Origin of the sequence: Pseudomonas sp. PS1(2021), assembly GCF_020405165.1 — a bacterium.
Lineage (GTDB): Bacteria > Pseudomonadota > Gammaproteobacteria > Pseudomonadales > Pseudomonadaceae > Pseudomonas > Pseudomonas aeruginosa.
The window spans coordinates 5620029-5643382 of record NZ_CP084484.1 but is presented as its reverse complement, the minus strand read 5'-3'; the positions used below and the strand labels follow the sequence as shown (position 1 = coordinate 5643382).

The window sequence follows — 23354 nt, the reverse complement described above, 5'->3', positions numbered from 1 at the left end:
GCCCGTAGGCGGGTTGCGGCGCTCGCAGGCGACGTCGAGCCGAGGCCATGGCTTACAGGGCCTCGGTGTTGGCCTCGTCGTCGAACGCTGCGAACAGCGGTTCGTCCTCGACGATGTCTTCCTGCTGGACGACGTTCTCATCGACCAGGCCGGAAGCGATCTCGCGCAGGGCGACGACGGTCGGCTTGTCGTTTTCCCAGGCCACTTTCGGCTCCTTGCCGCCGGTAGCCAGCTGACGGGCGCGCTTGGTGGCGAGCATGACCAGCTCGAAACGGTTATCGACGTTGTCCAGGCAGTCTTCAACGGTGACGCGGGCCATGGTGTTCCTCGTAACGAAAAGTGAGCCCGACGTTTGCCGGGCGGACTGAATAGTCTAAAAAATCGCCAATCTTTATGGAAGAGCCGATTTAGGCGAGCAGACGACCGAGCAGTTCGGCGTGGCGTTGCTGCTGGGCGTCCTGGCGCAACTGGCGGGCGCGGAAGATCGCCTTGAGGTCGTCCAGGGCGTGGGCGAAATCGTCGTTGATCACCAGGTGATCGTACTCCACGTAGTGGCTCATTTCGCTGACGGCTTCGCGCATGCGCCGCTCGATCACCTCGTCGCTGTCCTGGCCGCGGTTGGTCAGGCGCTGGCGCAGGGCTTCCTGGCTCGGCGGGAGGATGAAGATCGATTGGGCCTCGGGCATCAGCCGGCGCACCTGCTGGGCGCCCTGCCAGTCGATCTCGAGGATCAGGTCGAGGCCTTCGGCGAGGGTTTTCTCGACCCAGCGCTGCGAGGTGCCGTAGAGGTTGCCGAAGACTTCGGCGTGCTCGAGGAACTCGTTGCGTTCGAGCATGGCGAGGAATTCCTCGCGGCTGGTGAAGTGGTAGTTGACCCCGTCCACCTCGCCCGGACGCATGCCGCGGGTGGTATGGGAGACGGACACGCGGACCTCGGGGGCGGCGTCGAGCAGGGCCTTCACCAGGCTGGTCTTGCCGGCGCCGGAGGGAGCGGAAACGATGTACAGGGTGCCGGACATGAGGTGTTCCTGGTGCTTCGTACGGGTTGGAAAGAGATCGGGCGGTGGCGCCCGCCGGTCATTCGATGTTCTGGACCTGCTCGCGCATCTGCTCGATCAGGACCTTGAGGTTGACCGCCGCCTGGGTCGAGCGCGGGTCGAACGCCTTGGAGCCTAGAGTGTTGGCTTCCCGGTTGAGTTCCTGCATCAGGAAGTCCAGGCGCCGACCGGCGGCGCCGCCGGCCTTGAGGACCCGGCGGACCTCGCCGACGTGGGTGGCGAGGCGGTCCAGCTCCTCGGCGACATCGCTCTTCTGCGCCAGCAGGACCAGTTCCTGCTCCAGGCGCTGCGGATCGAGTTCGGCCTTGAGTTCGGCGAAGCGGTCGAGGATCTTCTGCCGCTGGTTGGCCAGCATGGTCGGCACCAGTTCGCGCAGGTTGCCGACTTCCACCAGCATCGCGTCGAGCCGATCGTTGAGCAGCTTCGCCAGCTCCTGGCCTTCGCGCGAGCGGCCGGCCTTGAGTTGCTCCAGGGCCTGGCCGAAGGCTTCCAGGGCGGCGGCGTTGAGCGCCTGCGGATCGGCCGAGTCGGCCACCAGTACGCCGGGCCAGGCCAGCACGGCGAGCGGATCGAGAGGCGCCGGCTGGCGGATCAGGGCGGCTACGCCTTCGGCGGCGGCGACCAGTTGGCGGGCGCGCTCCTGGTCGACCTGCAGGCTCTTGCCGGCGGTTTCCTCGGCGAAGCGCAGGGTGCATTCCACCTTGCCGCGCGACAGGCCCTGGCGCAGCGCCTCGCGCACCGCGCCTTCGAGGTCGCGGAAGGCGTCGGGCAGGCGCAGGTGGGGCTCCAGGTAACGGTGGTTGACCGAGCGCAGCTCCCAGCTCAGGGTGCCGTGGGTACCGGCCTGCTCGACGCGGGCGAAGGCGGTCATGCTGTGCACCATGGGTCTACCTCGATAGTCGTGTGGGGAGTGCGTTCGGCGCCGGACGCGCGCGGCTGCCGTGATTCGAGCCGGGCATTGTAACCCACGTCCGGCGGGGCCCGCACGCCGACGGTGGTTGAGAGCCCGGGCTGGCCTCTATAATGGCGGCCAATTCCGCTTTCTCAGTACAGGATATCCACGATGAATCGTCCCAGTGGCCGTGCCGCCGACCAGCTGCGCCCGATCCGCATCACCCGCCATTACACCAAGCACGCAGAAGGTTCGGTGCTGGTCGAGTTCGGCGATACCAAGGTGATCTGCACCGTCAGCGCCGAGTCCGGGGTGCCGCGCTTCCTCAAGGGCCAGGGCCAGGGTTGGCTGACCGCCGAGTACGGCATGCTGCCGCGCTCCACCGGCGAGCGTAACCAGCGCGAGGCCAGCCGCGGCAAGCAGGGCGGTCGTACCCTGGAGATCCAGCGCCTGATCGGCCGTTCCCTGCGAGCGGCGCTGGACCTCAGCAAGCTTGGCGAGAACACCCTGTACATCGACTGCGACGTGATCCAGGCCGACGGCGGCACCCGCACCGCCTCGATCACCGGCGCCACCGTGGCGCTGATCGACGCCCTGGCGGTGCTGAAGAAGCGTGGCGCGCTCAAGGGCAATCCGCTGAAGCAGATGGTCGCCGCCGTTTCCGTGGGTATCTACCAGGGCGTGCCGGTCCTCGACCTGGACTACTTGGAGGATTCCGCCGCGGAAACCGACCTGAACGTAGTGATGACCGATGCCGGCGGCTTCATCGAGGTGCAGGGAACCGCCGAAGGCGCGCCGTTCCGTCCCGCCGAGCTGAACGCCATGCTCGAACTGGCCCAGCAGGGCATGCAGGAGCTGTTCGAACTTCAGCGCGCCGCGCTGGCCGAATGAGCAGACGCCCGGCACTGCCTGCCGGGCCCCGGAGAAGGAGCGCTACATGAACGATGTATCCGAAGAGGTCGCCGCGACCCCCGGCCAGGAAGCCCGGCAATGGGCGATGTTCTGCCATTTCGCGGCGTTCATCGGCCTGGTGTTTCCCTTCGGCAGCCTGCTCGGGCCGCTGATCGTCTGGCAACTCAAGCGCGAGAGCGATCCGTTCGTCGACGCCCAGGGCAAGGAAGCGCTGAACTTCCAGATCACCGTGGCGCTGGCGATGTTCGTCAGCTTCCTGCTGATGCTGGTGGTGATCGGCTTCTTCCTGCTCGGCCTGGTCTGCCTGGCGGCGCTGGTGTTGACCATCATCGCCGGCATCAAGGCCAACGAAGGCAAGGCCTATCGCTATCCGTTCTGCCTGCGGCTGATCAAGTAGGCCGCACGGGAAATAGAAAAGCCGGCGCATGCGCCGGCTTTTTCGTGTCTGACAGGGCTCAGATGCTCAACTGCCAGTCGTAGTCGACGATCAGCGGCGCATGCTGGGAGAAGCGCGGCTGGCGCGGCAGCTTGGCGTTGCGCACGAAGCGGCGTAGGCCGGGGGTCAGCACCTGGTAGTCGAAGCGCCAGCCGAGGTTGAGCATCTCGGCCTGTTCGCTGTCCGGCCACCAGCTGAACTGGTCGCCTTCGCGGCTGACTTCGCGCAGGGCGTCGGCATAGCCGAGGTTGCCGAACACTTCGTCCAGCCAGGCCCGTTCGGGCGCGAGGAAGCCCGGCATCTGCTGACATTCGCGCCAGTTCTTCACATCCATCTTCTGATGGGCGACGTACAGCGAGCCGCAGTAGATGTATTCGCGGCGCTTGCGACGCTGCTTGCTCAAGTAATGGGTGAAGTCGTCCATGAACTTGAATTTCTGGTTCAAGCTCTCGTCTCCGCTCTGCCCGGAAGGCAGCAGCAGGGTGGCGATACTCACCTTGTCGAAGTCGGCTTGCAGGTAGCGCCCGTAACGATCGGCCGTTTCGAAACCTAAGCCGCTGATCACAGCTTTGGGCTGCAAACGGCTGTAGAGTGCGACACCGCCCTGTTCGGGTAGCTCGGCATCGCAGGCATAAAGGAAGTAGCCGTCCAGTTGGAAGGACGGGTCATCCAGATCGAAGGCGGAGGCTCGGGTGTCCTGCAAGCAGATCACGTCGGCATTCTGTGCTTGCAGCCAACTGAGCAAACCGCGCTCGGCCGCAGCCTGAATACCATTCACGTTCACACTGATGATCCGCATAAATGGCCCCCAAAATCACGTGCGTGTATGATACCCGAGCTCAAACGGTTTAGCTAAATTCATGCGGCTTGGTGTCATTCATGCAGGCGTATCAGCGCGATTTCATTCGTTTCGCCATCGAGCGCGGGGTTCTGCGCTTCGGTGAGTTCACCCTCAAGTCCGGGCGCACCAGCCCCTATTTCTTCAATGCCGGCCTGTTCGACAGCGGCCTGGCGCTGGCCCGCCTGGGACGCTTCTACGCCGAGGCGGTGATCGACAGCGGAATCGACTTCGACGTCCTGTTCGGCCCGGCCTACAAGGGCATTCCCCTGGCCGCCACCACCGCGGTGGCCCTCGCCGAGCAGCACCAGCGCGACCTGCCCTGGTGCTTCAACCGCAAGGAAGCCAAGGACCACGGCGAAGGCGGCACGCTGGTCGGCGCGCTGCTGAGCGGCCGGGTGCTGATCATCGACGACGTGATCACCGCCGGCACCGCGATCCGCGAAGTGATGCAGATCATCGACGCCCAGGGCGCCAGGGCCGCGGGCGTGCTGATCGCGCTGAACCGCCAGGAGCGTGGCAAGGGCGAGCTGTCGGCGATCCAGGAGGTCGAGCGCGACTTCGGCATGCCGGTGGTGAGCATCGTTTCCCTGGAGCAGGTGCTGGAATATCTTGCCGAAGATGCTGAACTGAAGAAGCATCTGCCGGCGGTAGAGGCCTATCGCGCCCAATACGGTATCTGAACCTTTCACAAGGGACTGGCATGGTCGGACAGGATGTAATGCGTTGCCTGATGGCCCTGGGGCTGGTGCTCCAGGGGCTTTCCTTCGGCGCCCAGGCGGCGCCGGGCGGAGCGGTGGAGCTGTACCGCTACGTCAACGACAAGGGCGTGGTGGTGCTCGACCGCCAGGGTGTGCCGCCGCAGTACATCGGCAAGGGCTACCAGGTCCTCAACGACCAGGGCCGGGTGATCCGCACCGTACCGCCGGCGCCGACCGCCGAGGAACTGCGGCAGCGCAAGGCGGCCCAAGCCCAGGCCAGCTCCGATGCGCAGCTGCTGCGCCTGTATTCCAGCCTCGAGGACGTCGACCGCGCTCGCGAACGGCGCCTGGCGGAACTGGACGGGCTGAGCAGCGTGGCGCGCGGCAACCTGCAGTCGCTCAAGCTGCAACAGGCCAACCTGCAAGGCCAGGCGGCCAACCAGGAGCGTGCCGGACGTCCGGTGGCGCAGGCGCTGGTGGACCAGTTGGACGATCTCAAGCAGGAGGAAAAGCGCCTGCAGGGCGAGATCGGGCGTTTCCAGAAGGCCCGCGAAGACGCGGAAAGAACCTATGCCGCCGACCGCGCGCGGCTCTCCCAGCTACTCGGCGTGAGTCCCTGATTCCACTGGCGACTGTCGCTCGAACGCCCTGATCTTCTCGCGCAGCCAGTCCGGCAGGGGCTGGCTCTGTCGCTCGTTCGCATCCGCATAGACGTAGACCAGCTCGCCGACGGTGAGCAACTGCTCGTCGCGCCAGATGCCCAGCTCGAAAACCAGGCTGCTGCGCCCCAGCCGCGCCACGCGGGTGCCGATGTCCAGCCAGTCGTCGAAATGCGCCGGGGCGCGGTATTCCAGGGTGCTCTTCACCGCGAACAGATCGCCTCCGCCGCGCAGCAGGTCGGCCGGGTAGGACATGCCGAGCTGGCGGTAGTACTCGGTGGTGGCGACGTCGAGATAGGTCAGATAGTTGCCGTTGAAGACGATGCCCTGCGGATCGACCTCCGCCCAGCGAACCCGCAGGGAATGGAAGAAGGTGTAGTTCTGGCGCTGTGCTGCGCTGCTCATGCCGGCTCCTCGACGCTGCTGCAGACATCGACTCTAGACCGCCATCGCGCGGTGCGAAAGGGCTGGCCGCAGAACCCCCCGTCGCTGGCCCGCATTGCCCTCATCCTCGGGGCGTCGCGGCCTTAGTGTTGTTCGACGAGAACGCACGCCGTGCGCAACGAGAGAGGAACACCATGTCGTCCACGCTCCGCCCCGGACCGGGCAACTCGCGCCTTTGCCGCCCGGGGTTGCTGCTTGCCCTGGGCCTGATGCTGGTGGCCTGCGGAGAATCCACGGAGCCGCCGGCGCGGGCCGCCGATTCCCAGCGTGTCCCTGCGGACCCTGCGTTGGCGCAGGTGTATTCCGCCAGTTGCAAGCTCTGTCACGCCAATCCCGCCTCCGGCGCGCCGCTGACCGGCGATGCCGCTGCCTGGGCGCCACGCCTGGCGCAGGGCATCGACACCCTGCTGGACCACAGCATCAACGGCTACAAGGGCATGCCACCCATGGGCATGTGCATGCAGTGCTCGGAAGAACAGTTCCGGGCTTTGATCGATTTCATGTCCGCAGCGCAGGACCGATAGGGGATACCGGCATGCCAAGTCATCTGTCGCGACGCCAGCTCCTGCAACGGGCGGGAGCGCTCGGTGCGTTCGCCGCCATGGTGGGAAACCCCGCGCTGGCGGAGTTGCTCCGCGCACCGCGCCTGATTCCCTGGCGCAACTGGTCCGGCGCGCAAAGCTGCCTGCCCCTGGCGCGGGAGGCACCGAAAGACCTCGACGAACTGGTCCGGATCATCCGCCAGGCGTCCGGCAGGATCCGCCCGGTGGGCTCCGGCCATTCGTTCAGCGCGTTGGTCCCGACCGACGGCACCCTGCTCTCACTCGCCTACTTCAGCGGCTTGCTCAGCCACGACAGCGCGACCCTCCAGGCCGAGTTCGGCGGCGGTACGCCGATGTCGCAGATGGGCGCTCCGCTCAAGGAGATCGGCCAGGCGCTGGTGAACATGGCCGACATCGATTACCAGACCCTGGCTGGCGCCATCGCTACTTCCACCCATGGCACCGGGGTCGGCTTCGGTTCCTATTCCGCCCAGGTTCGCGGTCTGCAACTGGTCACCGCGAGCGGCGAGGTGCTCGAGTGCGACGCCAAGCGCAACGTGGAGGTGTTCGATGCCGCGCGGGTCTCGCTGGGGGCGCTGGGCGTCGTGACCCGGGTGCGCCTGCAGAACCGCGCGGCCTACCGCCTGCGTGAACGGCAGTGGATCGCCCGGACCGAGGAATTGCTGGAGGACGTGGAGAAGAACACGCGCGAGAACCAGCACTGGGAGATGCTGGTGGTGACCCACTCCGACTACGCCCTGTCGATCGCCCTCAACGAGACCGACGAGCCGAAGACCCCGCCCCTTGACCCGGCGAAGGAAGGCGGCAACGAGTTCGTCGGCCTGATCGAAGGTCTCGACAAGTACCTCAGCGACTTCCCGGAGACCCGCCGTACCCTGCTCAACAGCCTGCGCCACTTCGCCCGCTTCGACGAGCGGGTCGACGATTCCTATGCGGTCTACGCCAACGTGCGCAACGTGCGCTTCAACGAGATGGAGTATTCGGTCCCCGCCGAGCATGGTCCCGCCTGCCTGCGGGATATCCTCGCGCTGATCCGCGACAAGGACCTGCGCACCTGGTTTCCCATCGAGTACCGCTACGTGAAGGCCGACGACATTCCCCTGAGCATGTTCGAGGGCCGCGACAGTTGTTCCATTTCCGTGCATCAGCACTACAGCATGGACCACCACAACTTCTTCGCCGCGGTGGAACCGATCTTCTGGAAATACGCCGGGCGTCCGCACTGGGGCAAGCTGCATGGCCTCAACGCGCACCAGTTACAGGGGCTCTATCCGCGCTGGAAGGCGTTCGCCGAGGTGCGCCAGGCGCTGGATCCCCGCGGGCGGTTCCTCAATGCGCACCTCTCTTCCATCCTGGGCGTGACCTGAAAGGAGCGACGCCGTGAATCGACGCAAGTTCATGTTCGCCGGCCTCGGGGCCGGCGCGCTGCTGGCGGGAACTGCTGCCTGGATGCGTCCCGCCGACCGTGGCGGGCCGTACGACGACTATTTCCGCGCGCTGAACCGCGAACTCAAGGCCAATGGCCCGATGTGCCCGGTGCTGCTCATCGACCTCGATCGCCTGGACCACAACATCGATGTGGTGATGCGTTCGGTCCGCCGCGGCGGCAAGCATCTGCGGCTGGTGGAGAAGTCGCTGCCCTCGCCCGGCCTGCTGGCGTACATCGCCAGGCGCGCCGGCACCCGGCGGCTGATGTCCTTCCACCAACCGTTCCTCAACCACGACGCAGTCGCTTTTCCGGATGCCGACATCCTCCTCGGCAAGCCGTTGCCGGTGCGTTCGGCGGAACTGTTCTACCGCGAGCACAAGGGCGCGTTCGACCCGGCGCGGCAGTTGCAATGGCTGATCGATACGCCGCAGCGCTTGCGTCAGTACCTGGCGCTGGCCCAGGGGCTGGGGACCCGGATGCGCGTCAACATCGAACTGGACGTCGGCCTGCATCGCGGCGGGGTGGCCGACCAGGCCGCGCTGGGTGAATTGCTGGCGCTGATCGCGGCGCATCCGCAGCACCTGGAGTTCGCCGGCTTCATGGGCTACGACCCCTTCGTCGGAATGGGTGTGCCGGGCATCCTCGGTTCGCCCGAGGAGCTGTTCGCCAAGGTCATGGCGCTCTACCAGGGACATGTCGACTTCGCCCGCCAGCGCTTCGCCGCGCTGTGGACGCCACAGCTGACCCTGAATACCGCCGGCAGCCCCAGCTATCGCATGCACGAGAAGGAAACGCTGAGCAGCGAGGTCTCGGTGGGCACCGCCATGCTCAAGCCGAGCCACTACGACCTGGCGTCCCTGGCCGAGCATGTGCCGGCCGTCTACATCGCCACGCCGGTACTCAAGAGCACCGGCGCGGTGCAGATCCCGGCGCTGGACGGCAAGTCCCGGCTGTTTTCCTGGTGGGACCCCAACCAGCGCGGCACCTTCTTCATCTACGGCGGCAACTGGATGGCCGACTTCGCCTCGCCCGAGGGACTGCGCAGCAACGGCATCTACGGGCGCAGCTCGAACCAGGAAATGGTCAACGGCTCGCCTTCGGTGGGCCTGGAGGTGGACGACCAGGTCTTCCTGCGGCCGACCCAGAGCGAGTCGGTGCTGCTGCAATTCGGCGACCTGCTGGCGCTGCGCGGCGGGCGGATCGTCGAGCGCTGGCCGGTTTACGCCTAGGACGCCTGGCGCTTTTCCTCGTCGATGGCGGCAGCCCGCGGATACCGGGCTGCCGCTTCGTTCCGATGCCTCAGAGTTCGAACGGAATGGTCAGCTTGGCCCAGAGCATGTCGCCCTCGGGGCGGTTCTCCACGTCGAATTCCTTGGCCCAGCGGATCTCCGCGCTGGCGTACTTAAGGAAGGTCAGGTGCACGGCGGGGCCGATGGCGAAGACCTGGCCGCGTACGCCGTCGTCGACTTCCTCGCCGAAACCGAACACCCGTACGGTCTCGCCGTTCTGTTTGTCGTCGGTGGTCTGCTTGAGGTAGTAGCCGTTCAGGCCGAGGCGCAGGTTGTCGGTCACCCGGTAGCTGGCGGAATAGTCGAAATGGAAGATCTGCCCCGAGCGATAGTCGGTGTCGTGGTTTTCCATGTTGAAGCTGTAGGTGGCCTTCAGCGACAGCTCGGTGCGTTCGGTGGGCAGCCAGGTGAAGGAGAACAGCGGCTTGTAGGTGTAGAAGTTGTTGCTGGTGTTGGCCAGCCGCTCGGCATCGTACTTGCCGGTGGGCACGGTGACCTCCACGGCGGCGGCCAGGGTCAGGTCCTTGCCCATGTCCCAGAGGATGATCGGCGCGAAGGTGGTGTCGCCCATGCTTTCCCGTTCGTCGCTCAGGCCGAACGCGGCCACCCGTTGGCGGAGATAGGGCTGGGCGATGTAGCCGCCCAGGCGCCCGCCGAAGATCCGCAGCGGGCTCAGGTAGTCCAGGCGAGGGATGATCGCATCCGAGCTGATCTTCACGTCGGACACCTTGCCGCCGAAGGAGCTGATGTTCAGCTTCCTGGCTTCGTAGTGGTTGTAGTAGACGTTGAAGGCGAACATGTGGTCGGGGAGGTTGTCGACGTCCAGTGGCAGGGTGAAGAAACCGTCGGTTCCTGGACCAATGTTGTCCACGCCGCCTTCGCTGGCGTGGGTGCAGCAGCTGACGGCGAGGGTGACGCAGGCGGCCAGGCGCAGGGGCCTGTGGGGGCGGATCGGGTTCATGGGCGGGCTCTTATTATTGTTGGCGTGGCTCGGGGCACGGCATAGGAATAAGCCCTAACGGCAGGCCGAGGCAGGGCATTGACGGTCAGCGAGGGGGGGATTTGCGGACACTGCGCAATGCTTTGTTACATCTGTGCGGAACGCTATATGATGGGACGCTCATCCCATGTCGCGATCCACCGCCAGAACAAGAACGAAGCCGAGACCGGCTCAGGATTTCGCCCATGCACAACAATGCCGCCGATGCGCGCTACGAACTCGCCCAGGTATCCACCTTCCTGCTGCAGACGCTGGCCGAGGTGGTCGAAGGCCATGGTGTCGATCCCGCGCGGCTGTGCCGGGGCCTGGGCTTCACCGTCGAAGACCTGCAGGACCCTACCCAGCGCATCTCCTACCGCCAGGCCGTGAGCATGATCCAGCGTGCCCTCCAGGCCCTGCCGGAGCGGGGACTGGGGCTGTGGGTCGGACACCAGAACGTGCTCGGCACCCTTGGCCTGCTGGGCCATGTGCTGTCGCTGTGCCGGACCCTGCGCGACGCGTTCGACATCGGCGTGCGCTACCAGCACAGCTCGGGCGGTATCGTCACCTCCAGCGTCTACCAGCAGGGCGACACCTTCTTCGTCGAGGTCGAATGCCACCTGCCCAGCAGCGAGGTGCAGGTGTTCGCCATCGAGGAGTTCTTCGCCAGCCTGCTGGTGTATGGGCGTGCCCTGGTCAGCCCGGCGTTCGAACCGCTGGGCATCGAACTCATCCATGCCGCTCCGCCCTACGCGGGCGAGTACCTGCGGCTGCTGGGCCCCCAGGTACGCTTCGGCTGCCTGCACAACCGCATGGCGATCGCCAGCCACTGGCTGGACATGCGCCTGCCCAACCACAACCTGCCGGCGTTGCGCCAGGCGCTGGCCCTGCTGGAGCAGGAAAGCACCCAGGTGCACCGGAAACTCGACCTGGTCCAGGCGGTGGAACGGGCCATCGCCCGCGACCTCAGCCTGGGCAGCCAGATCGAAAGGATTTCCGCCGAACTGAACATGAGCAGCCGCACCCTGCGGCGCCGGCTGGCCGAACACGGGCTGACCTTCGAGGCGTTGCTGGAACAGGTGCGACGAGGGCGGGCGATGAGCCTGCTGGGCAACCCCGGGATGTCCATCGAACGCATCACCGAGGAAGTGGGATACCGTGACATCCGCAGTTTCAGGCGCGCGTTCAAGCGCTGGACGGGAGTGAGCCCGGCGACCTTCCGTAGCGAGGGCACGAGCCCGTTGGACCAGGTCTTCACGCTGGCCGCGCGACGCTAATGGAGGAACCGCCATGGCGCGCCGGAGCGCGCCGTGGCGGGCGATCAGTGACGCTTGCGGTTGCTGATCAGGGTGCCGACGCCGCTGTCGGTGAAGATTTCCAGCAGCACGGCATTCGGCACCCGGCCATCGATGATGTGCGCGCTGGTCACGCCGCCCTGCACCGCTTCCAGGGCGCAGCGGATCTTCGGCAGCATGCCGCCGTAGATGGTGCCGTCGGCGATCAGCTCGTTGACCTGTTCGGTGGACAGCCCGGTCAGCACCTGGCCCTGCTTGTCCATCAGGCCGGCGATGTTGGTCAGCAGCATCAGTTTCTCGGCCTTCAGCGCTTCCGCCACCTTGCCGGCCACCAGGTCGGCATTGATGTTGTAGGACTCGCCGTTGCTGCCCACGCCGATCGGCGCGATCACCGGAATGAAGTCGCCCTTGACCAGCATGTTCAGCAGCCCGACGTTGACCCCGGTGACTTCGCCCACGTGGCCGATGTCGATGATCTCCGGCTTGGTCATCTCCGGGGTCTGGCGGGTCACGGTGAGCTTCTTCGCGCGGATCAGCTCGGCGTCCTTGCCGGTCAGGCCGATGGCGCTGCCGCCGTGGCGGTTGATCAGGTTGACGATGTCCTTGTTCACCTGGCCGCCGAGGACCATCTCCACCACGTCCATGGTCGCCGCGTCGGTGACGCGCATGCCGTCGATGAAGTGGCTCTCGATCGACAGGCGCTTGAGCAGGTCTCCGATCTGCGGGCCGCCGCCATGCACCACCACCGGGTTGATGCCGACCGCTTTCATCAGCACCACGTCGCGGGCGAAGCCGGCCTTCAGCTCCTCGCTCTCCATGGCGTTGCCGCCGTACTTGATCACCAGCGTCTTGCCGACGAAGCGGCGAATGTAGGGCAGGGCCTCGGAAAGGACCTTGGCAACCTGGGCGGCGTCATCGCGACTCAGGGTCATGGGGAGCTCCGACATGTCAGAAGGGCACGGGCAGCGAGGAATCCACTGCCTTCAGTTGGTTACGGAAGACGGTCTTGATGCGCTCCAGCTCTTCCTCGGTGTCCGCTTCGAAGCGCAGAACCAGCACGGGAGTGGTGTTGGAGGCGCGTACCAGGCCCCAGCCTTTGGGGTAGTCGACCCGCACGCCGTCGAGGGTGGTGATGTTGCCTTCGCCCCATTGGGCGTCGCGTTGCAGCGCCTCGATGATGGCGAACTTGCTGTCCTCGGTGACGGTGATGTTGATTTCCGGGGTGGAAATGTCGCTCGGGAAGGCCGAGAACACGTGCTCGCTGTCACGCTGATCCTGGCTGAGGATTTCCAGCAGGCGGGCGGCGCTGTAGATGCCATCGTCGAAGCCGAACCAGCGCTCCTTGAAGAACACGTGGCCGCTCATCTCGCCAGCCAGCAGGGCGCCGGTTTCCTTCATCTTCTTCTTGATCAGCGAGTGGCCGGTCTTCCACATCACCGGACGGCCGCCGTAGCCGCTGATCAGGGCGATCAGACGGCGGGTGCACTTGACGTCGAAGATGATGTCGGCCCCCGGGTTGCGCGAGACCACGTCCTTGGCGAACAGCATCAGCAGACGGTCCGGATAGATGATGGTACCGGTATTGGTGACCACGCCGACGCGATCGCCGTCGCCGTCGAAGGCCAGGCCCAGGTCGGCGTTCTCGGCCTTGACCTTGGCGATCAGGTCCTTCAGGTTCTCCGGCTTGCCCGGGTCCGGATGGTGGTTCGGGAAGTTGCCGTCGACCTCGCAGTACAGCGGGATCACGCTGCAGCCCAGGGCCTCGATCAACTGCGGGGCGATCACCCCGGCCACGCCGTTGCCGCAGTCGACCACCACCTTCATCGGCTTGGCCATGGCGATGTCGTCGCGGATCTGCTTGAAGTAGCGCGGCAGGATGTCGACCTGCTCTACGCTGCCGACGCCGGATGCCAGGTCGTTTTTCTCGATGCGCTCGCGCAGGGCCTGGATCTGCTCGTTGGCCAGGGTCTCGCCGGCGACCACGATCTTGAAGCCGTTGTAGTCCGGCGGGTTGTGGCTGCCGGTCAGCATCACCCCGGACTTGCCCTCGAGCACGTTGGCCGCGTAGTACAGCACCGGGGTAGGCACCATGCCCACGTCGCTGACCTGGCAACCGCAGTCCACCAGGCCCTGGATCAGCTGCTTGACCAGCTCGGGACCGGACAGGCGGCCATCGCGGCCGACAGCGACGCACGGTTCGCCGCGGGCGAGGCTTTCCGAGCCGATGGCGCGACCGATCCAGTAGGCGGTCTCGGCGGTGAGGGTATCGCCTACCACGCCACGGATGTCGTAGGCGCGGAAGATGCTGGCGGGCAGCGTCGGTGCTTTTGCAGTGCTCATGATGGGGGTTTGCTCCAATCCCAGGAGGTCCTGGTCTTCATCGAGAATGTCGATATCCAGAATGTCGGTGTTCTGGAACAACGGATCTGCCAATGCCGGCTCCTCGCGAGGAGGCGCTTTCGCCACCGCCACCGGCGCCACCGGCGCTGCCTTGGCAGGGCTGGGCACGCTGGTCGGCTCCGGCTTGCGCCGCGGCTGGCGGGCCAATGCCTGGATCAGCGGGGCGAAGCCCGGCAGGCTAGGCACAGGGGGTTTGGCAGTGCGTTGCCCGCCGAGTTCCTGAAGATACTGACCGAGGGTCAGGACATCCTGATGCAGGCGGCGCAACAGCGACGAACGGGTGAGGTAGGCGCCTAGGATGCCGCCGAGCAGCGCCAGCAGCGCCGCGAGTGCCGGCAGCAGCGGCGAGGCCTGGGTCGAAGCGACGCTGCCGGGCGTGTAGTTCAGTTTCCAGTTCGGATTGCCGCTGTCCAGCGCTTGCGCACCCTTGCCCGGCGCCGGCGTACCGCGTTGCAGCAGCACCTGGGCCGGTGCGCCGGAGAACTGCTGGACCAGTTGTACCTGGCCGGCATCGCCCGGCAAGGGCGGCAGGGCGCGCAGCAGCCGTTGCAGGTCGACCGCCAGCAGCAGCGTGCCTTGCAGGCTCTGGTCGGCGCCGCGCACCGGCGCTGCGCTGTACAGCAGCCAGCGCTGGCCGACCTTGTAGGCTTCGGCGGCGACGTTCTGGCCACTTTCCACCCGGTGCAGGATATCCAGGGCGGCGAAGCTGACCGGGCCGGGGCTGTCGTTGTCCTGGGCGGCCTGGCCGGGCGCGTTCAGGTGGGCATCGACCACGCCGTCCCAGGCCAGCAGGCTGAGCTGGGCGGCCTCGATGCGGGCGGCGTCGCCGCTTTGCAGGGCCTCGAGGGCGAGGGGGCTGGCCGCGGCGGCGCGGGTGTCGGCGGCGAGTTGCTGCAAGGCCTGGCGCAAGGCGCCGGCCTGGCCTTCGGCCCAGGCCGCGTCCAACTGGCGCTGCTGCGCCTCACCGGCGCCGCCGAAGACGCCGAACCAGAGCAGGGCGCCGGCAGCCGCCACGCCCAGCAGGCTGGCGCCTATGCCGGGCAGCAGGTCCTTGCCGTCAGCGCGTTCGGACGCTGCCTTGCGCGGCTTCTTTTCCGGTTCGAGCAGGTCGCCCAACTCGTTCCCATCCTTGGCGGTGCGCTGGAAAAGCTTCATGCCGCGTCTCCTCGGCGTCTCGTCCTGTGTTCGGGGTCAGTGGCTGCCGGAATGGCCGAAGCCGCCGGCGCCGCGCTGGCTTTCGTCGAACGCCTCGACCAGCTCGAAATGCGCCTGCACCACCGGCACCAGTACCAACTGCGCGATGCGCTCGCCGACGGCGATGGTGAACGGCGACTCGCCGCGGTTCCAGCACGACACCATCAGCTCGCCCTGGTAGTCCGAGTCGATCAGGCCGACCAGGTTGCCCAGCACGATGCCGTGCTTGTGGCCCAGGCCGGAGCGCGGCAGGACCAGGGCGGCGAGGCCGGGATCGGCGATGTAGATGGACAGGCCGGTGGGAATCAGCAGGGTCTGGCCCGGGCCGAGGACGCTGTCCTCCTTGAGCATGGCGCGCAGGTCCAGGCCGGCCGAGCCCGGCGTGGCGTACTGCGGGAGCGGGAAGTCGGAGCCCAGGCGGGGGTCGAGGATCTTGGCTTGGAGAGAGTGCATCAGTAACTCATTGCTGGTTGAGGCGGTCGGCGATGAAGGCGACCAGCTGGCGAGCGATCTTGCCCTTGCTGGTCTGGGCGAAGGTGCTCGGATGCAGGTCGCGGTCGATCACCGTGATCGCGTTCTCGTCGCTGTTGAAGCCGATCGAGGGGTTGGCCACGTCGTTGGCGACGATCAGGTCGAGGTTCTTGTCCTTCAGCTTGCGTGCAGCATAGTCCAGCAGGTTTTCGGTTTCTGCGGCGAAGCCCACGCTGAAGGGACGATCCTCGCGCTGTGCGAGGGTGGCGAGAATGTCGGGATTGCGCACCAGCTGCAAGAGCAAGCCCTCGCCGCTGGTAGGGTCTTTCTTCAGTTTGTGCGCGGCGACCACTTCCGGGCGGTAGTCGGCGACCGCCGCGGAGGCGATCAGCAGGTCGCAGGGCATCGCCGCCTCGCAGGCGGCCAGCATGTCGCGGGCGCTGACCACGTCGACGCGCTGCACCCGGTCGGGCGTGGGCAGGTGCACCGGGCCGGTGACCAGGGTCACCCGTGCGCCGGCTTCCACCGCCGCCTCGGCGAGGGCGAAGCCCATCTTTCCGGAACTGTGGTTGGTGATGTAGCGCACCGGGTCGATGTTTTCCTGGGTCGGGCCGGCGGTGATCAGCACATGCACGCCGGTCAGCGCCTGGCGCTGGAAGCAGTCGGCGGCGCGCTGCGCCAGTTCCTCGGCTTCGAGCATGCGTCCGAGGCCGACGTCGCCGCAGGCCTGGCTGCCCGCTGCCGGACCGAACAGGTGGAAGCCGCGCTGGCGCAGCAGCTCGGCGTTGGCCTGGGTCGCGGTGTCGCGCCACATGGCCTGGTTCATCGCCGGTGCCAGGGCGATTTGCGCGTCGGTGGCCAGCACCAGGGTGGTCAGCAGGTCGTTGGCCACGCCCTGGACCAGGCGCGCCATGAGGTCGGCGGTAGCCGGTGCGATCAGCACCAGATCGGCCCAGCGGGCCAGTTCGATGTGGCCCATCGCGGCTTCCGCCGCCGGGTCCAGCAGATCGGTATGCACCGGATGGCCGGACAACGCCTGGAGGGTCAGGGGCGTGATGAACTCGCGGCCGCCCTGGGTCATCACCACTCGGACTTCAGCGCCCTGGTCGCGCAGGCGGCGGACCAGTTCGGCGCTCTTGTAGGCGGCAATGCCGCCGCCCACGCCGAGGACGATGCGTTTCCGATAGAGCCGCTGCATAGGCTTGCCTTAATAAGGAAATGGATGACATGCGCTTCGGCAAACGCGCCTCCCCAGGTCGTCTGCCGCGCAAAAAGGATGGGCTAAGATAGCACAGCGTCCGCACGGGAACAGCGGGCGGGCTCGATGGGGAAAGCGAATGAGCATCCGCGATTGGCCCGAAGCCGAACGGCCTCGGGAGAAGCTTCTGGAGCAGGGCGCGGCGGCCCTTTCCGATGCCGAGCTGTTGGCGATCTTCCTGCGTACGGGAGTGACCGGTTGCAGTGCGGTCGAGCTGTCGCGGCGGCTGTTGAGCGAGTTCGGCGGGCTGCGTGCCCTGCTCGAGGCGGACCTCGCCTCGTTCTGCGGCCATCTCGGGCTCGGCGTGGCCAAGTATGCGCAATTGCAGGCCGTGCTGGAGATGGGCCGGCGCCACCTGGCCGAGCGCCTGCGTCGCGATTCGATACTGGAGAGCCCGCAGGCGGTGCGCGACTATCTCAAGGCGCGCCTGCGCCACGAGCAGCACGAGGTGTTCGCCTGCCTGTTCCTCGACACGAGGCACCGGGTCCTGGCGTTCGAGGTGCTGTTCCAGGGCAGCATCGATGGCGCCAGCGTCTACCCGCGCCAGGTGGTCAAGCGCACCCTGGCGCACAACGCGGCGGCGCTGATCCTGACCCATAACCACCCCTCCGGCGACGCCCGTCCGAGTCTCGCCGACCGCCAGCTCACTGCGCGCCTCAAGGAAGCCTTGGCGCTCATCGACGTGCGGGTGCTCGACCACTTCATCATCGGCGACGGCGAGCCGCTGTCGCTGGCCGAATACGGTTGGCTGTGAGCGTTCGACGAAGGGCTCAGCCCAGGCGCCGCTCGATGCCCGCCAGCAGGCGCCGGCGGATCAGCCCGCTGACCGGGCGGATCGCCAACCAGTAGGGGGTGAAGCGCAGGCGGCTGGCGCGATCGGGGCAGAACACCCGGGTTTCCGTGTGCAGCAGGGTACCGCTGGCGCTGGGCGTGCAACGGAAACACAGCACGAGCTTGGCCACTCCGGGCTGGTCGTAGCAGCGGAAATGCTCGCCGTCCGCGATGCGTTCCAGGGCGAAGTCGGCGCGCCAGAAGCGGCCGACCAGGCCGTAGGCGATGGCCTGGTCGGCGCGGCGCTCCAGGCGGGTGAACTCATGCAGGCCGAAGCGTGGGCGGCCGGCCAGGTCGTTGCGTCGGCCCAGCAGGCCGGCCAGCCTTCCCGGCGCTTCGCGCAGGACGAGGAAGGCGCGCACCAGCGGGTCGTCGAAGCGCAGCAGGTCTTCCACCGCGTCGAGTACCGCTGCGGCCGGCGCGTCGATCAGCCGCTGGTGGTGTTCGCTGAACTGCCAATGCGGCAGGTAGAGACGGTCGAGATCCATCGCTGGGTTCTCCCGGGCGTGGCCTTCAGCGTTTCACGGCGACCCGAGAGAAATCCTGGCGACCGAACGGATTGACCTGGTAGCCCTGCACCTCCTGGCGGGTAAGGGCGAAGGCGGTCGGGTGGGCCAGGGGCAGCCAGAGCGCCTGTTCGTGGATCAGTTTCTGCGCCTGGTGGTACAGGCCGGTGCGTTGTTCCTGGCTGCTGGCGGCCTTGCCGTCGGCAATCAGCTTGTCCAGGCCGGGGTCGCAATAGCGCGCGAAGTTGAGCCCCGACTTGACGCTGGCGCAGCTGAATTGCGGAGTGAGGAAGTTGTCCGGATCGCCGTTGTCGCCTGCCCAACCCATGAACAGCAGGTCGTGTTCGCCGTTCTTGGCGCGACGGATCAACTCGCCCCATTCGATGACGCGGATGTTGGCCTTGATCCCGGCCTCCGCCAGGTCGGCCTGGAGCAGTTGGGCGCCGAGGCTCGGGTTGGGGTTGAGCAGGCTGCCGGACGGGCGGGTCCAGATGTTCAGCTCGGGAAGCTGCTTGCCGGCCAGCAGCTTGCGCGCCTGTTCGGGGGCGTGCGGGTAGGCGGGAATATCCCTGGCATAGCTCCAGGTGTTCGGCGGATAGATGCCGGTGGCGGCACTGGCGCTGCCTTCGAATACCGCCTGCAGGTAGCTGGTGCGGTCGAAGGCCAGGTTGATCGCCTGGCGCACCTTGGGATCGTCCAGCGGCGGATGCTGGGTATTGAGGGCGACGAAGGCGGTCATGAAGGCCGGCGTCTGCTCGACCTTCAGGCTGGCGTCCTTGCGCGCGCTCTCCACGTCCAGCGGCTTCGGCGACAGGGCGATCTGGCATTCGCCGCGGCGCAACTTCTGCAGGCGCACGTTGGCGTCCGGGGTGATGGCGAAGATCAGCGCGTCGACCGCCGGCTTGCCGGCGAAGTACTCGGGGTTGGCGGCGTAGCGCACCACCGCGTCCTTCTGGAAGCGCTTGAACACGAACGGGCCGCTGCCGATCGGCTCGGCGTTGAGCTTTTCCGGGGTTCCGGCCTTCATCAACTGGTCGGCGTATTCCGCCGAATAGATGGAGGCGAAGCCCATGCTCAGCATCGGCAGGAAGGTCGCGTCGGGGTGGTCGAGAACGAACAGCACCTGGTGGTCGCCGCTTTTCTCCACCCGCTTGATCAGCTCCGGCAGTTGCATCGACTGGGCGTGCGGGAAGCCGTTCTGCGCCACCTTGTGCCAGGGATTGGCCGGATCGAGCATGCGCTGGAAGCTGAACACCACGTCGTCGGCGTCGAGCGTACGGCTCGGCTTGAAGTAGGCGGTGCTGTGGAAGTGCACACCCTGGCGCAGGTCGAAGCGATAGCTCAGGCCGTCGTCGGACACCGACCAGCGCTCGGCCAGCGAGGGCACCACCGTCCCCTTGCCGGCGTCGAACTCGACCAGGCGATTCATCAGCACATCGGCCGAGGCGTTGGTGGTGGTCAGCGAGTTGTACTGGACCACGTCGAAGCCCTCGGGGCTGGCTTCGGTGCACACGCTCAAGGCGGCAGCGGCGGCGGGCTGGGCGAGCAGCAGGGGGGCGAGGAACAGGGAGAAAGCGGCGAGGCGCATGACGGGCTCCATTCGAACGGTTAACATGCCCATCCGCAGCGGTTGGGCGCAGTCATGCAAGGCCGTTGGCGACCTTGAATCGCTACCCTAGACCATGCGGCGGGCAGCGACAACGAGGCAAGGCGACGAACGGCCGCGGTGCGAAGCCCGCAGTGAGGCGGGCCGCGGCTGCGCCATGGTCTTCACCCTTGCGGCGCGGGGCGCCTTTCTGATATAAAGCTGCGCTCTTTTCTGGGGCCACGCTCTCCTTCGTCGGGATGCAGCGGGTAAGACCCCGGTGAAACTGAGTATCGAACTTGAGTTAAAGCAGCCAACCCATGCCGGGTTGGGCATGAGGTTATAGAGGGCTGAGGCATGTCTAGAGTCTGTCAAGTAACCGGTAAGGGTCCGGTTACCGGGAATAACATTTCCCACGCACACAACAAAACCCGCCGCCGTTTCCTGCCGAACCTGCAGCACCACCGTTTCTGGGTCGAGTCCGAGAAGCGCTTCGTACGTCTGCGCGTTTCCGCCAAGGGCATGCGTATCATCGACAAGCGTGGCATCGAGGCCGTCCTGGCTGACCTGCGTGCCCGCGGCGAAAAATTCTAAGGAGCTGAATCATGCGTGAATTGATTCGTCTGGTGTCCAGCGCCGGTACCGGCCACTTCTACACCACCGACAAGAACAAGCGTACCAAGCCTGAGAAGATCGAGATCAAGAAGTACGATCCGGTCGTTCGTCAGCACGTGATCTACAAGGAAGCCAAGATCAAGTAATTGGTGCGACACGCGTAGCGTGTCTCCATAACCTCAAGTTGTTGGTCATCTTGAGGGGTTCCGTTGGAACCATCTAGTCTGGGTATCCAGCCCCGGATAAAACCTTCGCCCAGGAGTCCATTGCCTTTGAGGACTCGCCGCAGCGGCGGTGGCAACCTCCCAAGGTCGTTTAGCTCTCGGTAGCACGACCGCAGGACAGGGAAACCTGGTCTGGAGAGCTTTCTACACATCAACCCACGCGGGGGTGAATCCCCGCTGGGGTTCCTCTCGCCTAGAAAACGAGAGGTAATCACCCAGAGCAAGCTGTTCAACAGGACAGTACTTGTTCACATCTAAATGGAGACATGAGCGAAAGCTCTGTCTGTCATTGTCCAGCCATTCCCGGTACGGAATGGTAGCGGACTCGTTGTACGACCAACGATAGCCTAGGGAAACATGCGTCACTGGTAACGGTGGGGTGTGAAGCTTTCCCGACAATGTAGCCCCCGTCAGGGTACGGTTCTGCCGTGAGGCAAGCCGTGGATGCTCGGAGCAGTACCGGGTTGAGGCGCTAGGCTGGCTGGCATGGGCAACGCAAGTGAACTGCTGATAAACGTCGTTATGATCAAATTGCCAAAGCTGCTGTTAGGCAATAACCAAAAGGTGCGTGGTCGGTTATCCCTGTCGATTATGGGGATACGTCGTCTCAGTACCACCGGCGAATAGGCAGGTCCTAAACCAGTCGTGTGACAGATAGGGAACGTGGTAAGCCCGTATCGTTGCCCTCGTGGCAGGTGAGCCGCAAGGCGAGCTGTTGGCGGTGCGGGTATGGGATCGCAGAGAAAGCGAATGCCGGGCTGTAATGGTTCGGATAGGGGTTGGAACATCACCCCACGGGAAACCGGGCAGACTTCTGCGTGGTCTTTCGTCGCATGACGTCTGACTGACCCTGTCTCAATGAACCTAGGGCTCGGCTCCATCGAGTCCAACTTAACCAACCCTGGCGGGATATGCGCATCCCGTCAGGGACCTGCGTGTGTCTTCCGCTCGGGATGGCTCAACCATCTTGAGAGGAAAGCAGCATGAAAGAGCTCAGCCAACAGGCCGGGTCTGCGCTTTCCGGTGTTCCGCAGCAGTGGCACGACATCGACTGGTGTCGTGTGCAGCGGAATGTCCGGGGAATGCAGGTGCGGATTGCGAAGGCTTGTCGGGAAGGCAAATGGCGCAGGGTGAAAGCCTTGCAACGGATGCTAACCCGCTCGAAGTCGGCCAGATACTTGGCCGTACGACGAGTCACTGAAAACCAGGGCAAGCGCACGGCGGGAGTCGACCGCGTGCTCTGGGATACACCCGACGCGAAATGGAAAGCGGCAAATGGATTGAAGCGGCGCGGATACCAGCCACGGCCCTTACGGCGTGTGTTCATTCCGAAGTCGAATGGGAAGGAACGCCCCCTGGGCATTCCGACCATGACCGACAGAGCCATGCAGGCGTTGTATCTGCTGGCGCTGGCGCCCATTGCAGAAGCCACGGGCGATCCGAACAGCTACGGCTTCCGGATCGAGCGCTCGACGGCAGATGCGATGAGTCAGCTATTCACCTGTCTGTCCCAGAAAGCTTCGGCTCAATGGGTACTGGAGGCGGATATCGAAGGTTGCTTCGATCACATCAATCACCACTGGTTGGTCGCGAATATCCCCACGGATAAAGCGGTTCTCCGGAAATGGTTGAAGGCTGGCGTGGTTCATAAAGGCCAGCTACAGGCAACGGATGCCGGTACGCCACAAGGCGGGATCATCTCGCCGACCTTGGCAAATATGGTGCTGGACGGGTTGGAGTCAGGCCTCAAGCAGTATCTGGGGCGGGCGAAGGCAAAGAGGCTGAAGATACATGTGGTGCGTTATGCGGATGATTTCGTGATCACCGGCGACTCTCCGGAGGTGCTGGCAAACGAGGTCAAACCTTGGGTAGAGCAGTTCCTGGCGGTACGCGGGCTGCGGTTGTCACCCGAGAAAACGCAGATCGTCCACATCGATCAAGGCTTCGACTTCCTGGGATGGAATTTCCGCAAGTACGACGGGAAGCTCCTGATCAAGCCGAGCAAGAAAAACGCGCAAGCGTTCTATCGCAAGGTGAAGGAGGTGATCAGCAGCAACAAGACGATGAGGCAGGAAAACCTGATTCGCCTGCTTAATCCGATCTTGAAGGGCTGGGCGTTGTATCACCAGCCCGTGGTTGCCAAACAGGCGTTCAGTCGCATGGACTTCCTGCTCTTTCAGGCTGTATGGCGTTGGGCAAAACGGAGGCACCCAAGGAAAAATCTCGAATGGATACGGAAGAAGTACTTCCGGACGAGCGAGAGCAAGAACTGGGTGTTTGCTGCCACGGTATTTACCGAGGAAGGGGGCAAAAAGGATTTTGTGCTGTATACCCTGTCGGAGACACCAATAGAGCGACATATCAAGATCAACGGGGAATACAACCCCTTCGATCCCTCGATGGAGGCAATGGGCGAGAAGCTGCGGATGGAGCGGATGCTGAAAAAGCTGAAGTACCGGAAGCAAATTACAAGCCTGTACGTGAACCAGAAAGGGAGGTGTGTACTCTGTGGGCAACCGATAACCAAGGAAACGGGATGGCACGACCATCACATCGTCCACCGCACGCAAGGCGGAAGCGATGCACTGGTCAACCGGGTGCTTCTGCACCCTAACTGCCATCAGCAGCTACACAGCCGTGGCCTGACAGTGAGCAAACCGGCTCCCTCGGGGCTTTGTTAAAGGCTTGAGCCGTATGCGCTGAAAGGCGCACGTACGGTTCTTAGGGGGAGGTGGGCCAGTAATGGCTCACCTCTACCCGACATCCGGCACCTTG

General features: G+C 65.1%; 24 protein-coding genes. 12 read left to right on the top strand and 12 right to left on the bottom strand.

All coding sequences use genetic code 11. The features are described from left to right. Positions 1 to 52 precede the first annotated feature (52 nt). The 3 genes from rpoZ to LE197_RS26865 form a co-directional block, all read right to left on the bottom strand. Entirely contained in the window at positions 53 to 319 is a 267-nt protein-coding gene (rpoZ, locus tag LE197_RS26875; RefSeq protein WP_003096602.1) for a DNA-directed RNA polymerase subunit omega, read from the bottom strand. Between the two features lie 88 nt (positions 320 to 407). Continuing rightward, positions 408 to 1019 carry a guanylate kinase gene (gene gmk, locus LE197_RS26870; protein ID WP_003098317.1) on the bottom strand — a complete coding sequence of 204 codons (612 nt, stop codon included), beginning with the start codon at positions 1017 to 1019 and terminating at the stop codon, positions 408 to 410. Positions 1020 to 1077: 58 nt separating this feature from the next. Then, the gene (locus LE197_RS26865) at positions 1078 to 1941 is read right to left on the bottom strand and encodes a YicC/YloC family endoribonuclease (RefSeq protein WP_003096599.1); all 864 of its coding nucleotides are present in this window, start codon (positions 1939 to 1941) and stop codon (positions 1078 to 1080) included. A gap of 180 nt (positions 1942 to 2121) precedes the next feature. Between LE197_RS26865 and rph the strand changes: the two genes are divergently transcribed. After that, positions 2122 to 2841 (top strand): ribonuclease PH, encoded by a 720-nt coding sequence (gene rph, locus LE197_RS26860; RefSeq protein ID WP_003096595.1) that lies wholly within the window; start codon positions 2122 to 2124, stop codon positions 2839 to 2841. A 46-nt stretch (positions 2842 to 2887) separates the two neighbouring features. Beyond that, positions 2888 to 3259: a DUF4870 domain-containing protein gene (locus tag LE197_RS26855; protein WP_003096590.1), complete on the top strand. Its 372-nt coding sequence runs from the start codon at positions 2888 to 2890 to the stop codon at positions 3257 to 3259. A gap of 58 nt (positions 3260 to 3317) precedes the next feature. Here LE197_RS26855 and LE197_RS26850 read toward each other — a convergent pair whose 3' ends face one another. Next, positions 3318 to 4097, bottom strand: coding sequence for an exodeoxyribonuclease III (locus LE197_RS26850; RefSeq protein WP_003098313.1), 780 nt, complete (start codon positions 4095 to 4097; stop codon positions 3318 to 3320). Between the two features lie 80 nt (positions 4098 to 4177). On the opposite strand from LE197_RS26850, the gene pyrE reads away from it, so the two are divergent. Together pyrE and LE197_RS26840 are read left to right on the top strand one after the other, a co-directional pair. Continuing rightward, a complete protein-coding gene (pyrE, locus tag LE197_RS26845) occupies positions 4178 to 4819 on the top strand; it encodes an orotate phosphoribosyltransferase (protein WP_004352299.1) in 642 nt (213 codons plus the stop codon). Positions 4820 to 4839: 20 nt separating this feature from the next. Next, positions 4840 to 5457 carry a hypothetical protein gene (locus LE197_RS26840; RefSeq protein ID WP_003161150.1) on the top strand — a complete coding sequence of 206 codons (618 nt, stop codon included), beginning with the start codon at positions 4840 to 4842 and terminating at the stop codon, positions 5455 to 5457. Here LE197_RS26840 and LE197_RS26835 read toward each other — a convergent pair. Then, positions 5437 to 5901, bottom strand: a complete 465-nt coding sequence (locus tag LE197_RS26835; RefSeq protein WP_003098308.1) for an acyl-CoA thioesterase — start codon at positions 5899 to 5901, stop codon at positions 5437 to 5439. The genes LE197_RS26840 and LE197_RS26835 overlap by 21 nt on opposite strands. A gap of 173 nt (positions 5902 to 6074) precedes the next feature. On the opposite strand from LE197_RS26835, the gene LE197_RS26830 reads away from it, so the two are divergent. The 3 genes from LE197_RS26830 to LE197_RS26820 all read left to right on the top strand — a co-directional run bounded on the left by LE197_RS26830 (position 6075) and on the right by LE197_RS26820 (position 9161). After that, the gene (locus LE197_RS26830) at positions 6075 to 6464 is read left to right on the top strand and encodes a c-type cytochrome (RefSeq protein ID WP_003098306.1); all 390 of its coding nucleotides are present in this window, start codon (positions 6075 to 6077) and stop codon (positions 6462 to 6464) included. 77 nt (positions 6465 to 6541) lie between these two features. Beyond that, positions 6542 to 7870 (top strand): D-arabinono-1,4-lactone oxidase, encoded by a 1329-nt coding sequence (locus LE197_RS26825; RefSeq protein ID WP_073666379.1) that lies wholly within the window; start codon positions 6542 to 6544, stop codon positions 7868 to 7870. 82 nt (positions 7871 to 7952) lie between these two features. Beyond that, on the top strand, positions 7953 to 9161 hold the full coding sequence (locus tag LE197_RS26820) for a DSD1 family PLP-dependent enzyme (RefSeq protein WP_003136259.1): 1209 nt from the start codon (positions 7953 to 7955) through the stop codon (positions 9159 to 9161). A gap of 70 nt (positions 9162 to 9231) precedes the next feature. Here LE197_RS26820 and LE197_RS26815 read toward each other — a convergent pair whose 3' ends face one another. Further along, complete coding sequence (locus tag LE197_RS26815) at positions 9232 to 10182, bottom strand: transporter (protein ID WP_003114361.1); 951 nt, start codon at positions 10180 to 10182, stop codon at positions 9232 to 9234. Between the two features lie 224 nt (positions 10183 to 10406). Between LE197_RS26815 and sphR the strand changes: the two genes are divergently transcribed. Beyond that, positions 10407 to 11477 carry an AraC family transcriptional regulator SphR gene (sphR, locus tag LE197_RS26810; RefSeq protein WP_003114360.1) on the top strand — a complete coding sequence of 357 codons (1071 nt, stop codon included), beginning with the start codon at positions 10407 to 10409 and terminating at the stop codon, positions 11475 to 11477. A gap of 44 nt (positions 11478 to 11521) precedes the next feature. On the opposite strand, the gene argB is transcribed toward sphR, so the two are convergent. From argB to coaBC, 4 genes are read right to left on the bottom strand one after another with little or no spacing between them, the layout of a single operon-like run. Beyond that, the gene (argB, locus tag LE197_RS26805) at positions 11522 to 12427 is read right to left on the bottom strand and encodes an acetylglutamate kinase (protein WP_003096572.1); all 906 of its coding nucleotides are present in this window, start codon (positions 12425 to 12427) and stop codon (positions 11522 to 11524) included. Positions 12428 to 12443: 16 nt separating this feature from the next. Continuing rightward, entirely contained in the window at positions 12444 to 15050 is a 2607-nt protein-coding gene (locus tag LE197_RS26800) for a phosphomannomutase/phosphoglucomutase (protein WP_021205352.1), read from the bottom strand. 36 nt (positions 15051 to 15086) lie between these two features. Continuing rightward, a complete protein-coding gene (gene dut / locus LE197_RS26795; RefSeq protein ID WP_003098293.1) occupies positions 15087 to 15542 on the bottom strand; it encodes a dUTP diphosphatase in 456 nt (151 codons plus the stop codon). Between the two features lie 7 nt (positions 15543 to 15549). Further along, entirely contained in the window at positions 15550 to 16758 is a 1209-nt protein-coding gene (gene coaBC, locus LE197_RS26790) for a bifunctional phosphopantothenoylcysteine decarboxylase/phosphopantothenate--cysteine ligase CoaBC (protein ID WP_003114358.1), read from the bottom strand. A 139-nt stretch (positions 16759 to 16897) separates the two neighbouring features. Between coaBC and radC the strand changes: the two genes are divergently transcribed. Then, positions 16898 to 17572, top strand: coding sequence for a RadC family protein (gene radC, locus LE197_RS26785; protein ID WP_003096559.1), 675 nt, complete (start codon positions 16898 to 16900; stop codon positions 17570 to 17572). 16 nt (positions 17573 to 17588) lie between these two features. Here radC and LE197_RS26780 read toward each other — a convergent pair whose 3' ends face one another. Together LE197_RS26780 and LE197_RS26775 are read right to left on the bottom strand one after the other, a co-directional pair. Further along, on the bottom strand, positions 17589 to 18137 hold the full coding sequence (locus LE197_RS26780) for a hypothetical protein (protein ID WP_003098290.1): 549 nt from the start codon (positions 18135 to 18137) through the stop codon (positions 17589 to 17591). Positions 18138 to 18162: 25 nt separating this feature from the next. Next, complete coding sequence (locus tag LE197_RS26775) at positions 18163 to 19743, bottom strand: ABC transporter substrate-binding protein (RefSeq protein ID WP_003098288.1); 1581 nt, start codon at positions 19741 to 19743, stop codon at positions 18163 to 18165. A 354-nt stretch (positions 19744 to 20097) separates the two neighbouring features. Between LE197_RS26775 and rpmB the strand changes: the two genes are divergently transcribed. The 3 genes from rpmB (at position 20098) to ltrA (ending at position 23260) form a co-directional block, all read left to right on the top strand. After that, positions 20098 to 20334, top strand: coding sequence for a 50S ribosomal protein L28 (rpmB, locus tag LE197_RS26770; RefSeq protein ID WP_003096556.1), 237 nt, complete (start codon positions 20098 to 20100; stop codon positions 20332 to 20334). An 11-nt stretch (positions 20335 to 20345) separates the two neighbouring features. Continuing rightward, positions 20346 to 20501: a 50S ribosomal protein L33 gene (rpmG, locus tag LE197_RS26765; RefSeq protein ID WP_003096555.1), complete on the top strand. Its 156-nt coding sequence runs from the start codon at positions 20346 to 20348 to the stop codon at positions 20499 to 20501. Between the two features lie 1061 nt (positions 20502 to 21562). Beyond that, positions 21563 to 23260 carry a group II intron reverse transcriptase/maturase gene (gene ltrA, locus LE197_RS26760; protein ID WP_023093360.1) on the top strand — a complete coding sequence of 566 codons (1698 nt, stop codon included), beginning with the start codon at positions 21563 to 21565 and terminating at the stop codon, positions 23258 to 23260. The last annotated feature ends 94 nt before the right edge of the window (positions 23261 to 23354 follow it).